Genomic DNA, 13,430 nt, shown 5'->3' with positions numbered 1-13,430 from the left:
CCGGCTTGCCGGCGCGTGGGGGAGCCGATTTTGTCTGGCGCGCCCGGCACGGGTGCGTCGGGAAAAATTGGGGGCACCGCGTGTCCTTGACGCGGTTCGCCCTCGCGCATGGTACAATGGGAAGGCTGAGGGAAAGCCTCGTATTCCTCCTGCGTCTCATGTCGGGCGACCAGCGCTACCGCCCGCGCCCTGGAAGAGCGCGCCAGAAAGCCCGGAAGGCCCCGCCCGGAGAGACCGGGCGGAGTTGGTCGTGGGAGGTTCAGTCCCCGTTCCGGCTGCGCGGCCGGGTCCAGATGAGGGAGTAGCCCTCGCCTTCCTCGTCAGTGAACAGGTTGGCGAAGATTGGGGCTGCGAAAGAGGGATCGTCCAGCTTCAGGCTCAGATAGGTGCGGCCTTCGCTGGAGCGGCGGGTCCATGCGGCACCCAGTTCCACGCGCCCGAGATAGACGCGGTAGTTGGGGGCGTTGTCGTTGGCGCGGTTGGTTTCGGCCACCAGGCGGACGTTGCGGGCCTGCAGGGCCAGGGTGACGATTTCGCCTTCGAAGCCTTCGCCCACCTTCTTGAAGGAACCGATGTTAGCCATTGTCGTATCTCCATGCTGTTATCGGGCCGCGACCACCGTGGCCTCGATGGCGATCGACCAGCCGGAGGCGAGAGGCAGAGCACCCATCAGGGCCGCAGCGCAGCGGAGGACGGCAGGGTCGGAACTTTCTTGTCCCGCGAGGAATGACGGCGCAGCCGTCAGGGGAAGAAAGTTCTGGCACGCCGTTGCGGCCAGCCGATCGAGGCGCAGCCGGTCTTCGGCTAGATCAGCCATCCGACAGAGGCCATGGTGTGCGGACCCGACAGCCCCTCAAGAGATACGATGCCGGCATGACCGGTCTGTAAGTGGGGGATGGTGTAATCTGGCGCGAGACTGTCACGCTGGCATTGTGGGAAACTGGCCCCGTCCGGTGGTCGTTTTTGCCGTCCCCGATGTTACGCCCCCTTTCGTCGCTCATGGGTAGGGTTGCGTCGTGCGGTGCGACAGGCCCCCGCTCCCGGCACAGGCGCATCCCGTCAAAGCGGGCCGGATGATCCCTCGTTCGCTGCCTGCCGTCCCGGCCCTTTCGCCGATGGGGATGCCACGGGCTTTTCATCCCCATGGACCGCTCACACAGGCGCACGTGGCTGCCACCGAAACCCATCCCGCCGGTTCTCCGGGCGGGGCCGTCCGGGGGTGGACGAACGTGTCTCCAGCCATCAGACTCGCAGCGGCTGGGGAGCCCGACGTCATTGCGGATCAGGCGTCAGATTGGCTATTTTCACAGACCATCGTGGAAATCACGCCCACCACGCTATGTGAAAACCGTGCCGAGAAATCGGCACCGGTCTTGCTCCCCGCCACACGCAACATTCTTGACTTTGTCAGGCATTGCCGATTTCCTTGGAACCATGTTTGGACCTCCCAACGCTATGCAGATCAGAGTCTCGATCGACGAGATCGAACCAGCCGTCTGGCGGCGTCTCGTCGTGCCAAGTGAATGGAACCTGGAGCAGCTTCACCTCGCTATCCAGGCGGCCTTTAACTGGTGGAATTATCATCTCCATGAGTTCGAGATCGGGGGACTGCGTTACGGAAATGCCATTGAGGCTGCGGAAGGATCGGCCATCGGCGATCCCCAGGTCTTTGACGAGCGCCAGGTCCGGTTGCGCGATTTCCGCAACGCGGGCACGGCGTTCACCTACGTCTATGATTTTGGCGACGACTGGCACCATACCGTAGAAATCGAAGATCTGCTTTTCCTCGAAAGCGCTCCCCACCGCGCGACCTGTGTTGACGGCGCGCGTGCCCGCCCGCCCGAGGACGTTGGCGGCATTTCAGGCTATGAGCGATTTCTGGAGGTACTCGGCTCCCCCAAGGATCCCGAGCATCGGGAAACCAAGGCCTGGTGTGGTGGCCATTTCGATCCCGAGTGGTTCGATCTTGCAACCGTCGACAAGGATGTCCGAAACGCGTTGAAGCCGAATGTGAAAAGAAGGCTGCATCAGCCGAAACCGAAAAAAAGCAAGTTATAGATATCACTAAGTTAATCAGGCGTGTTTTAAGGTAAAGGTCAATGTTGTCGATCGGGATCGACGGCAGAATATGCTACAATCCGTCATTGGATAGCCGGATTGGACGCGTCATGCCTTATTTATTTTAAGCACTGAAAAGCAGTCAACGCGCCAGCTCGATGCTACCATGCCGATTTCTCGGCACGGTTTCCGCACTACCTGTCAGATGCCACTCTCTTTCTGGAATTTCCACACAGGAATGCCCATCTGCTTCGCCTTGTCGGCCAGATTGTCCTGAATACCGGAACCTGGGAACACCATGACCCCGATGGGCAGGACTTTCAGCAGGGCGTCGTTGCGCCGGAACGGGGCGGCTTTGCCGTGCCGGTTCCAGTCTGGCTTGAAGGCGATCTGTGGAATTTCGCGATGATCGGCCCAGCGGGAGGCAATGAATTCCGCCCCCTTGGGTGAGCCACCGTGCAGCAGCACCATATCGGGATGCTTCTCACGCACCTTGTCCAGACGCTTCCAGATCAGATGGTGGTCCTCGTAATCAGGGCCGCCCGTGACCGCGATCTTAGGGCCGGCCGGCACCAGCAGTTCCGTTTCAGCTTTCCTGCGCGCGTTGAGGAAATCGCGGCTGTCGATCATGGAGGCTGTCAGGGTGCTGCGGCTGACCAGCGAGCCGGAGCGTGGCCGCCAGGGCGACAGGGTCAGGCGTTCGAACTGGTCGCAGGCGAGGTCGCGGAATATCTCGTAAGCGTTGCGTCGCTCCAGCAGGGTCAGCCCTTCGGCAATGAGGCGTTCCAGTTCCACCGAGCGGATCTCGCTGCCATCCTGTTCCTGCTGGCTGCGTTTCTGCGCCTGCTCGTTGCGGTCGAGATCACGCTCCACCTGCCCCACCATGCGGTGAAAGACGTTGACCGTGGACCAGAGCAGCGGTTCAAGATCGGGCTCCAGCCGGGTTTCGGTCAGCGTGGCGGACAGGGCGTCGAAGATATCGGCGACTGCGCCATCGATCTGGCTGGCATCGGGCAAGGGCCTCGGGTCCGGCTCGTCCTCGAAGGGACGGTGGCCGTAAAGCTGGAGTTCCGCCAGCACATGGGCGGTGGAAGAGGTGGCGTGCGCGGGTTCGAAATCGTCCTGTGTGCGGGTCATGGGTCTGTCCTCCGGTTCTGGCCGCGCCCCTCGCGGCCTTTCCGGGGGCGGATAGCGGCAGACGAAGGCCGGGCCGGAACCGCGCAACGCGCGGCCGGAACGCAGTGGAGGATGGCAGGGAGACGGCTATTTTGCTTAGCGATGCAAAGCGCGGCACGCGCGGCGGAAAATAGCCGTCTCCGCCATTGCAGGCCCGGTCTGGCTGACGCCCGCTCCCCTTCCAGAAAGGCCGCGGGCGCGCCCCATCCGGAAACGGGACAGCCCCGCGCCACACCGGAAAGAAGATGCCCCTCACACCCCTTCCCGGCCCGCCTCAGTGCGTGACCGGATGCAGAAACCGCGCCACGTCCTGCGGGGCAAGCTGGGGATGCAGGATCGCCCGCATAGCGCCACGCCCGAGATAGCGGAGATCATCGTTGAAATCCGCCAGACGTGGCGAGAGCGCAAGGCACTCGATCCCGGCCTCCTGCGTCCGGTCCTGCAGGGTCATCACCGCATGGTCTCCGGCTGGGTCGTCATCGCGCAGCACGTAGAGGCGGCGCAGCGCAGGTGGAAACACCATGGCGGCGAGATGCGCCGAGGACAGGCACGCGGCCAGTGGCAGATCGGGCATGACCTCATGGAGCGAGAGCACCGTCTCGATCCCCTCGCCTGCCGCCAGAACGTCGGACACCGGGCCAAAACGCACGGCGTTACCGAGCAGGTCGCCCATCGCCCGACGGGGCATGACGATGGGTGCCTTGCCCTTTCCGTCCCGCGCCAGCCAGGTGCGATGCACGCCGGTCAGAGTACCGTTGAGATCGGTGACGGCGGCGATCAGCGCGGGCCATGTCTCGGTTGGACTGTCAGCATCGGCGCGATAATAACAGTCAGGATGGAAACGCAGGGACGACAGGCTTGTCAGGCGAGTCAGATCACGATGCCGCAGCCAGGTTTCCGCCAGTGTGCCCGCAATCGGGCGTGACATGGCCCAGAGCCGACGTGCAGCATCCGCTGTGCCAGAGGACAGCGGGGCAATATCGCGACGATCAGGGGCCAATCGTGGCCCGGACTGCGGCAGGCAGAGGAAACGCCGGGCCTCATCGGCGACATCGCGAAAATCCAGCAACCCGAGGCTTTCACGGATGATGTCGAGCAGATCGCCATGCTGCCCCGTCGCGCCATCCGTCCATTTGCCCGCGCGGCCACGCCCGTCCGGTCCACCATGCAGGCGGACATAGAGCGACCGCCCCGGGGTGTTATGAACATCCCCGACCAGCCAGTAATTGCCGTGCCGCCGCCCGGCCGAGAGGTAATGCCGGCAGACCGCCTCGGCGTTCTCGGCCAGCCTGCGGGCCAGATCGCCAGCATCCCATGACTGCATATTGGTCATCTCACCCTCCCTGCAGGCTTGATGCCGCCATGATTCCCCCGTAACGGCAGAGGCAACGGGCACAGGCCCGAATGCAAAAGGATAGTTTCATGAAGATTGCCGATCTGGTCGATCATATCGCCACCACCACCGACACGAGCAAGACCGATACCCGCAAGGTGCTGAACGCCCTGATCGAGGCGATGACCGCCGCCGCCAGGACCGGTGATGAAATCACCCTGCCGAACTTCGGCAAGTTCAAGGTCAGGGAAGTCGCCGCCCGCGAAGGCCGCAACCCGGCCACCGGTGCGACCATCCAGATCGCAGCCTCGCGCAAGCTGGCCTTCACGCCTGCCAAGGCGCTCAAGGACAGCCTGAACGACTGACCTGCCGACAGGCAGAAGGCGGCGGACCTCGTCCGCCGCCCATTCCCCATCACGCTGGCCTCTGATGATGGACGCATTCATCCGACCTTCTCCATCAGCTTTCGTGCCCTACCCTCCAGATCCAGCCGCGTGTCCTGGTTGGTCTTCGTTCGCGCCAGCGCCGTGATCCCCTGCACGAAATCGAACACGCTCTCGGGCTTGCGTCCCTCCTCGTTCAACACGGTTTCAATGATCCTGGTAGTTTCCGGTTTCGAGAACCCGCGACGACGCAGGAAACTTTCCCGATCGTCATCGGTTCTGGCCACCAGCGCCTTGCGCGAGGCCTGAATGCCAGAGACGAACGACGCCTGGCTGGCCGTGGCGAAATTCCGGAGCGCCGGTGTGACCTGATGCACGAAACGGGAAGCAGCAAACTTGCTGTGCCGGATCGTGATCTGTTCGAAATTTTCGATGCCCCACAAAAGGCGGTTTTGACACACTCCGCGCAGATAAAACGACGCGATACCAAGACTCTTGCTGCCAACTTCCGAATTCCAAGCGTAGAAGCCCCGGAAATAGAGATCAGGGTCGCCATTGGGCAGGCGGCCCGCCTCGATCGGATGCGTGTCGTCCACAAGGAACAGGAAGACATCGCGATCTGACGCATACAGCGTGGTGGTTTCTCTGGTGATATCGACATAGGGATTATGGGTCATGGTAGCCCAGTCGATGACACCCGGCACCTTCCAGTTGGTATCGCCCGTGCCATCGCCAGCGATCTTGCGCACCGCGCCAACCAGTTCATGGTCCCAGATGCGGCCGTAATCGGGGCCCGTGACGGCGCGCAGTTCCACGCGGCCGTCCTCGGTTTCCAGCGTTTTGACCAGTTCGGCGCGGTGCGACAGCAGCCCGTGCTGCAGATTGATCGCCGCCAGTGGGGCTGGCAGGTTACGCAGGTACGACGATGGCGCGCCGACCAGGCTGCACATCTGGCCAAAGGACCAGTGTGTGGGCGCGATCGGGTCATTCTGCCCCGGCACGGTCAGGGTCAGGCGCTCGGCATTGTCGCGCGAGGCCTCCACGCGAATGGCACGGCTTTCCACCGTGCGGGCCGTGGCCCGATCCGCCCGCGCCAGCGTGGCGGCATGCAGGTCGGACAGGGACAGGTACCGCTCGTCATCGGGACGGGAAAACCATTCGGACGAGACGCGGGCGCTGCGCTCCCCACGGGAGGGATCGATCTTAAAGCCGCCGGACACGGCGCTGCGGGACGCAGGGGGCAGGATGGTGGTCGTGGTCATGGAAAACTCTCCTCTGATGCCGGTTATTCGGCACAAAAGGCGAAGCCGACCTCTCCCTCTTTTCGGGGCGCCGGACATGAAAAAAGCGGCTTCCGGGNACCGGAAGCCGCTGTCTCAAAGTTCCAAAAATCCATTGCGCTATTCGGCAGCAATGGCCTCCATATCCCCTCCTGCCGTCACTGTTTCAACCTGTGCCTGATCGGCCAGCCCTACGGTCCGCAACGCCTCGGGCAGCCAGCCCGAACCATCCAGCAACCGCTCGGCCTCGCGGGCCATGTCGGGCTTTTTCAGGTGCGCAATGCGCTCTGCCGCCTCATCACCGCGTGCTTCGCGCACCGCCAGGAGGATACGGGCCTTGGTCACCCGGCCGAGATAGTTCTCGACGGTGGGCTGCCAGCCTGCCTCGACCAGATCGAGGCTGAGGGCCGACGCCAGACGGTCTGCCCGCTTGAGGCGCTCGGTCACGCTGCGCTGGGACACCGCGCCATAGGCGGGCATGCGCTCATAAAGCGCATTGACCCCGAAGGACAGGCAATGTGCCAGCAATGCCATGCGACTGGCGTCGTCCAGCCCGTCGATCCAGCGCCACAGCGCATCCTCGTCCTCGGGCAGATCGTGCTTCCAGCCTTCGTTGCGCTGGCGCAGCGCGTGGGCTGGCACGCTGCCCGGCATGTCGGGCGAATGGACCGGCAGCGGAATTTCGCGGACATAGGCTTCCAGGCAGTCGGCCCCCGGTGTCTGCCAATAAACATCACGCACCAAGGTGTGCAGCAGTTCGGTCAGCGCGATGTGTGGGTTGCTGGCAAAGGCGTCCCGCAGGGCCAGCGTACGCCAGGCTGTCAGTTCCGTGAGAAGCCGATCAGGCAACGGCCTGATCCCGTCTTCCTCCTCGGGCTCGACGTCGGGAGCAATGCTATCGCCCACTGCGCCTTCATCACTGCCATAATCAGCAATACGTTCATCCCGCCCTTCATACGTGGGATGATCGTATTCATCCGAACCGTCAACATCATCGTCTTTCGGCTCGGCTGGCATGTCCTCGGGCAGCACGAAGCCCCGCTCCACCTGCAGCGTGCCATCGCTGTCGAGACTGACGAAGGCGCCTGCCCGCGCCATGTCAGCGGGATCGAACGCCAGTGGCCGTTCTTCCAGGGCTAGAATGGCGTGTTCGATCTCGCCCAGTCTTGCATCGACCTCGTCTGGATATTCATCGGCCTGGGCATATTCAGCCTCGATGGTTTGCTGCTCGGCACGCAGGACTTCGAGACGGGCTGTCTCTTCATCGGTCAGGGGCACTTCCGTGCCATCGATCTCGACGAACTGCCGTGTGTGACCCCATGGGAAAGATAGGGCCGTCTCGACCCATTTCCAGCCTTCGGCACGGATATCTTCCGCGGCTGCGTGCAGCTTTTCCATGACCAGCCGGTCCAGAATGGCGGGATCCTGCAGCCACCCACCGTCATCCGCTTCGAACAGGTCGCGCATGATAGGACCACCGGCCGCAAGATAGGTATCCAGTCCGACGAAGCGCACGCGACGATCCGAGGCCCGCACGGTTTTCTCGGTCAGCATGCGGCGGATGACATAGGGTTCGCGGTTATGGCTCTGGGACACGATGTCCCAGACCTGTTCCTGACGGGCATGGTCATCGCTGATGGAAAAAGCCATCAGCTGTTCCAGCTTCATGCCGTCCTGCTCATAGATATCCAGCAATTTGGCCGACACGGTCATGAGACGCACACGCTGCTTGACCACGGCCGGTGCCACGAAGAACGCTGCGGCGATTTCCTCTTCGGACATGCCCTTTTCCAGCATGTCACGGAAGGCGCGGAACTGGTCCAGAGGATGCAGGGCCAGACGCTGGACGTTCTCGGCCAGGGAATCATCCTCGGCGAGAATGGCCGATCCGGCCTCACGCACGACGCACGGCACCGGGGCCGTCTTCGCCAGTTTCTTCTGCTTCACCAGCAGTTCAAGGGCACGAAAACGACGCCCACCGGCGGGCACTTCATAGGTGCCGGTCTCGGCCCCTTCGCCGTCAAGGACGGGACGGACGTTCAGGCTCTGCAAGAGGCCCCGACGCTCAATGTCGCGGGCCAGTTTCTCGATCGACAGGCCGGACTTCACACGCCGCACGTTGGACTGGGACAGCACCAGCCGGTTGAACGGGATGTCACGGGAGGAACTGAGGGTGATTTTGGGAATAGCGGTCGCCATGGCGAAACACTCCATGACGGGCGGACAGGAGACTCTCTCCCATCCTCTCAACCCGTCACGAAAATCCGCGCACCCTCTGACTCTGAAGGCTATACCCGAGCCAGCACGCTCTCCCCTTTCCCGGCAGAAAAAATGTCGGCAATGGGGGAGAGCGGAATGTTGCTTATTGGGAGAGGATGGCCGAAAGTAGCCATGCGCAGCGCTAATTTACATGACGACGATCAAGCGAACTTAGTCCATTCAGCGGAAAAGGCGCGGTTGTAGGAACGGTCGCTTTCAGCGTAAGCTGGCGTCCGGCTATTCGGCTTGGGAATAGCGGATAGTTACCAAATTTTCTCTGTAGGGTAACGGAAAAAACCAACGCGTGGCTTCCTCGACGATCATCAACATCCCGACCGACGACAAGGTGTTCGAGAGCAACTGTGTTCCGCTTTTCGCAGGGCTTCTCCATGACCCAAACGTCAAGCTCTTGGGTACGCGAGGCAAGAAGCAGTTTGGCCTCGATCTGATTGGCAGGCGCGACCGCGATTCAGGCCAGCCAGTCGGTATCCAGTGCAAACTCATCACCCGTGGCGCCAAGCTCACCGAAGCGACGATCCGCAAGGAGGTCGACCAGGCGATGGGTGTCAAACCGGCACTGACGGAATTCTATATCGTCACCACCGCGACTGACGAGCCTGCTCACGACTTCCTTGCGATCGAGTTGACCCAAGACCATGCGAAGCTTGGCCGCACGGTCGATATTCAAATCTGGGGCTGGGACACCCTTCAGGAAAAAATCCGAAACGATCCGAAGGCGCTTGCGGCCTTCGATCCTGATTACAGCGCGTCGACTAATCGCCTGCTTGAGCTCGGAAGCGAGACGCTGTCGGGACAGGCGGATATCCGCGCTCAGAATAACCAGATACTGCAACATCTGGAGGTGGTCCGCGAGACGATTACGATCGGGCCGATCGATACGGTCCGCAGCGTCTTCGATCAGCATCTAGATGCACAGATCGACCTATATCGCGACATGCTGAACGCGGGAAAGCCGCGCACCGCGCTGGAATTGCTCCAGAAGCTCGATAATACCCTCGACGAGAAGAGTGCAGTCTCGATCCGCGCGCGCGTCAAGGTCAATATCGCCATCGCCCGGATGAAGCTCGGCGACGAAATCGATGCCGCCCCTCTTCTCGATGAAGCTTATGCCCTCAATCCGACAGATCCACGCACGCGAGCGAATAGGATCCTCTCACTCGCCATCCGGGGGGATTTGGCAGGTGCATGGACGCTCGCGGAGGACATACTCGCCGAGGATGCTGGTAATGCGGGCGCTGCCGGGCTCGCCTTCCAGGTGGCGGCGATGGACAGTGTCGAGCGAGACCCCATGGCGATCGTTCCGCCGGAACTTCTGGATGACCATAATGTTCGCATCCACCGCATCAACTACCTTCGCGAGAAAGGTACCCCGGACAGTTGGTGGGCCCTAGCTGCCGAAACGCTCGAACGCTTCCCTCAGGATGGCAATTCTATCCGGATGGCCGGTGATGCTCTGGTCGACGAAGCTCTTTCCGGCGACGTCGTCGAACGCCTCGGTCGTGTTCCGGACGATCGACGGACAAAGCTTCGCGAAGGCGCGGAACTGCTGCAGCGCCACTGGAAGGAGGTTCGTCACTTTGAGCATGCAGCTGAGCCCAGTTGGTGCATGGTTGGGTATAATCTCATCACCGCCTACCGGGTCCTGGGGGATCTCGACCAGGCGAAACGCATTGCAGATCAGGTTCTGGCGACTGGGACCAAGGATCCAGATGCTGCGCTGACAGCGGCATGTGTGGCTATCGATCTCGAAGAATTTGCCGAGGCCAAGCGGTTCCTCCGCAGCGCTTCCCTTTCCGACAATGCGGTAATTCCACTGCTTGTAGCACTTTCCAACCTTCACGAATGGGCGGGGGTCATCGAGGAGGCGACCAACGAGCGTCGCGAAAAACTGCCGGTTTCCTCGCGTCAGCTTTTCGACGTGTTGGTCTTCCGCGCACGGCAGGCCGGTAAGACGGGCGCAAACCTTGACGAGGATGTCGAGCAACTCCTCGCACGCTGGCCACTGGGTGTCGCAGCCCATATCGCCGTTGCGGACATTTATCGGATGGCGAGACCCGAAGAGCTCGCAGCGATGGCCGAGAAAACGCGATTGCTCATCACGCCAGCGACAAGCTATTCGGACAGGGTGATGTTCGCCCAACTCTCGCTGTTTCGCCAAGCATGGGAAGATATCATTGGTGCACTCGATGGGTTTGTTGGTCTGGACCAGCCGTCAGAGCCTCTGGCTTGGCTTGCCCACGCCTTCGCAAACGCGCCGACGCAGGCGAGGACATCGCCCTTCTATCAGTCGCTTTCCCCAGAGGTGATCGCTCTTCCATGCTATGCACGGCTGGCCGGCATGGCTGAGTACAAGCGGGGCAATCTCAAAGCCGCAGAGCGCTACCTCCGCTCGGCGATTTCTGCGGCGCCGACCGACCTGCGCGCAGTTCTCCTGCTGTCGAGCACGCTGATGCGCGCCAATCAGGAAGACGAAGCTCGGGAATTGATTGCAGGCGTCGACGACGATGCGGTGAACGGCTCTCCCGACGATCTCATGCGGCTTGCTCATCGGCATCGCCGCGCGGGTGAAACCACGCGGGCGCTAAAACTCGCCTACAGGATGGCCGCAACCAATCGCCACGATGAAAGTGTCGTATCTTCCTATCCCTCGCTCATCCTCATGAACGAGGCCCTGCCTTCTCCGATCGGTCAGGCTGGTCCAGCACAAACTGGCTTCTGGTTCGATCTTGAAGGGTTGGATGGCGCCAGGGACGTCACCGGCATCATCGACGATGAAGATATTGTCGGGATTGACCGGTTTGCGCTGAACCATCCCCTGGCAATCGCGCTGACGGGAAAATCTGTCAACGAAGTAATCGAAATCCCGGCGAAAATAGGCGTTTCGAGGCGTTACAGGATAAGAAAGCTCAAGCACAAATATATCTGGCTGCTCCACGATATCATGGCGACGCACGCGGCCCGGTTCCCAGCTGCGCGATCGTTGTTCGAGATGAGCATGAAGGAAGGCGACGTACAACCGCTCCTCGATATGGTTCGCGCCCTTCAGGACAGGAACGACGTGGTCGTCGCGACTTACATGTCTCATCCTTTTCCGCTAGCGGCGATTGCGGCGCTCTCTAATCAGTCGGTCCTTCAACTGGCCGGACATCTGACGCGAACCGGAACCAATCTCCGCACCTGTATCGGTGCGGTTGAGGAGGGCAAAGCAGCCACGATGTTCGTGCGCCAAGCGCGCGGCAAGGGTGTTGCTCTCGACACACTGACCGTCTGGCAACTATGCGAACTTGGACATCTGCAGACTGCAAAGGACTATTTCGGAAGACTATGCATCGCGCGCTCGACCATGGACGAAATGATCGAGTTGCGGGCGAAATTCGAGAGTGCTCGTGGCCGCGAATTCATGACCATAGACTTCGATGGCGAACAGGCATATCGGCAGGTCCATAGCCCCGAGGACACGGAGAAGCGGCTGAAATGGGTGAATGCAGTCATCGAGGACCTTGAGGCCTGCTGTGAGATCCTGCCGGCCGATGGGTCACTTGATGTTCGGCTGGACAAGCTCCTCGACAATCTTGGATCGAAGGAAATATTCGATCCCATCACCCTCGCGCGAGCCGAGGACGTCATCATCCTCTCGGAAGATCTGAACTTCCGCCAATGTGCAGCAAGTCAGGGCGTCAAGGGCGGGGCCTGGCTCCAAGTGGTTCTGAACGTATTTGCAAGAGATGGCCAGATCACACGCGACCAATATCTGGTCGGCGTTGGCATGCTTGGGGCAATGCGTCACGAACATCTCAGCCTCGACGCCCAGACACTACTCCAGATGCTCGCACTAGACGATCCGCGAGCCTTTGCATTGTTTAACGCGGCTATCCAGTTCATCGGTGGACGCAATGCTCATATGCCTTCGCACATCGCCGTCTCGATCGATACCATGAGAGGAGTATGGAAGCTGAATCTGCCGTCATGGCAGCAAAGTCGCGTCATCGGCAGTTTGTTGGCACAACTGGTGCGGTCGCGACCCGGCGACTGGAAATTGGTCCTTCACGTTATCGATGCCGAACTTGCGAAGCGTGCCCGCGTCGGCGATCATCTTGGCCAACAGACGCGAGATTATCTGGCAGACTGGATCAAAGGCCATTTTTACGATCTGGCTGAAATTCGATCACAGGAGCGTGTCATCGCATCTGTCGAACCGCGGCGCCGGACAAAGAGAGCAAAAGTATCCCGTCCCAAGAAAATCGGTCGAGATTAGGACGAATGCTTCGCTCTCATTGGGAACGGCAGGTATCCCCTATTCATGATCCGGGAGCTGCCTGTCTCGAATGGCTCCAACACGCTCCTTGGCGGTTCGCACAACAATGTTGGCTTTCGGCAGACTGTCATACCCCCCCGTAGGTGTCGGCTATGAAGGCGTCTGCCGCCTGTCCGCTTCACGTTCCTTGAGCGGACAGGCAGTTCGGGGGGGCAGAACGAACCCGCTGCGCGGGATTGGTGCGGTGTGGAGGTCTGTCACCACGGCGTGAGAGACCTGTTTTATTTGGAACTGTCCTGATCGGGCCAAGCACTCTGGCTTCTTCCCACCAGAAGGAGCCGGATGATGACAGAGTCCCTGTGCATTGCTGCAATCAGTCCCCTTCGCCAGCGCCTGCTTGATGACATGGCGGTGCGGCGGTTCTCCCGGGAGACGCAGCGCAATTACCTTCGCGATGTCGGCCGTTTCGCCACGTTTCTGGGCCGCTCACCCCATACGGCAACAGCTGAGGATGTGCGCCAGTTCCAGATTGCGCAGAACGCGGCTGGCATGCCGACACCGACCATGAACGCCATCGTGTCGGCGCTGAGATTTTTCTTCACCCAGACACTCGACCGACCGTAAGCTCCCGGCGACTGACGCCTTGCTGAATACTTCTGGTCTGG

The 13,430-nt window shown here is 61.1% G+C and carries 10 protein-coding genes; 4 read left to right on the top strand and 6 right to left on the bottom strand.

What is annotated here, in order from left to right:
- Positions 1-259 precede the first annotated feature (259 nt).
- Together GEU01_RS11980 and GEU01_RS11975 are read right to left on the bottom strand one after the other, a co-directional pair.
- Positions 260-583: a DUF736 domain-containing protein gene (locus GEU01_RS11980; RefSeq protein ID WP_006560122.1), complete on the bottom strand. Its 324-nt coding sequence runs from the start codon at positions 581-583 to the stop codon at positions 260-262.
- Between the two features lie 18 nt (positions 584-601).
- The gene (locus tag GEU01_RS11975) at positions 602-817 is read right to left on the bottom strand and encodes a hypothetical protein (protein WP_019086284.1); all 216 of its coding nucleotides are present in this window, start codon (positions 815-817) and stop codon (positions 602-604) included.
- A 638-nt stretch (positions 818-1,455) separates the two neighbouring features.
- Between GEU01_RS11975 and GEU01_RS11970 the strand changes: the two genes are divergently transcribed.
- Complete coding sequence (locus tag GEU01_RS11970) at positions 1,456-2,058, top strand: plasmid pRiA4b ORF-3 family protein (RefSeq protein WP_232272512.1); 603 nt, start codon at positions 1,456-1,458, stop codon at positions 2,056-2,058.
- 201 nt (positions 2,059-2,259) lie between these two features.
- Here the strand turns inward: GEU01_RS11970 and GEU01_RS11965 are convergent, their stop codons facing one another.
- Positions 2,260-3,195, bottom strand: coding sequence for a DUF2493 domain-containing protein (locus tag GEU01_RS11965; protein ID WP_019086282.1), 936 nt, complete (start codon positions 3,193-3,195; stop codon positions 2,260-2,262).
- A gap of 313 nt (positions 3,196-3,508) precedes the next feature.
- On the bottom strand, positions 3,509-4,567 hold the full coding sequence (locus GEU01_RS11960; protein WP_019086281.1) for a DUF7146 domain-containing protein: 1,059 nt from the start codon (positions 4,565-4,567) through the stop codon (positions 3,509-3,511).
- 89 nt (positions 4,568-4,656) lie between these two features.
- On the opposite strand from GEU01_RS11960, the gene GEU01_RS11955 reads away from it, so the two are divergent.
- Positions 4,657-4,932 carry an HU family DNA-binding protein gene (locus GEU01_RS11955; RefSeq protein WP_019086280.1) on the top strand — a complete coding sequence of 92 codons (276 nt, stop codon included), beginning with the start codon at positions 4,657-4,659 and terminating at the stop codon, positions 4,930-4,932.
- Between the two features lie 77 nt (positions 4,933-5,009).
- Here GEU01_RS11955 and GEU01_RS11950 read toward each other — a convergent pair whose 3' ends face one another.
- The gene (locus GEU01_RS11950) at positions 5,010-6,212 is read right to left on the bottom strand and encodes a hypothetical protein (protein ID WP_019086279.1); all 1,203 of its coding nucleotides are present in this window, start codon (positions 6,210-6,212) and stop codon (positions 5,010-5,012) included.
- Positions 6,213-6,350: 138 nt separating this feature from the next.
- The gene (locus GEU01_RS11945) at positions 6,351-8,429 is read right to left on the bottom strand and encodes a ParB/RepB/Spo0J family partition protein (protein WP_019086278.1); all 2,079 of its coding nucleotides are present in this window, start codon (positions 8,427-8,429) and stop codon (positions 6,351-6,353) included.
- A gap of 364 nt (positions 8,430-8,793) precedes the next feature.
- Between GEU01_RS11945 and GEU01_RS11940 the strand changes: the two genes are divergently transcribed.
- Both GEU01_RS11940 and GEU01_RS11935 read left to right on the top strand, forming a co-directional pair.
- Positions 8,794-12,765, top strand: a complete 3,972-nt coding sequence (locus tag GEU01_RS11940) for a tetratricopeptide repeat protein (RefSeq protein WP_019086277.1) — start codon at positions 8,794-8,796, stop codon at positions 12,763-12,765.
- Between the two features lie 342 nt (positions 12,766-13,107).
- The gene (locus GEU01_RS11935; RefSeq protein ID WP_019086276.1) at positions 13,108-13,389 is read left to right on the top strand and encodes a phage integrase N-terminal SAM-like domain-containing protein; all 282 of its coding nucleotides are present in this window, start codon (positions 13,108-13,110) and stop codon (positions 13,387-13,389) included.
- The last annotated feature ends 41 nt before the right edge of the window (positions 13,390-13,430 follow it).

The organism is Komagataeibacter europaeus LMG 18890, from assembly GCF_000285295.1.
GTDB classification, from domain to species: Bacteria; Pseudomonadota; Alphaproteobacteria; order Acetobacterales; family Acetobacteraceae; genus Komagataeibacter; species Komagataeibacter europaeus.
Note: the sequence above shows the minus strand (reverse complement) of the source record. Positions and strands in the feature narration are given on the sequence as shown.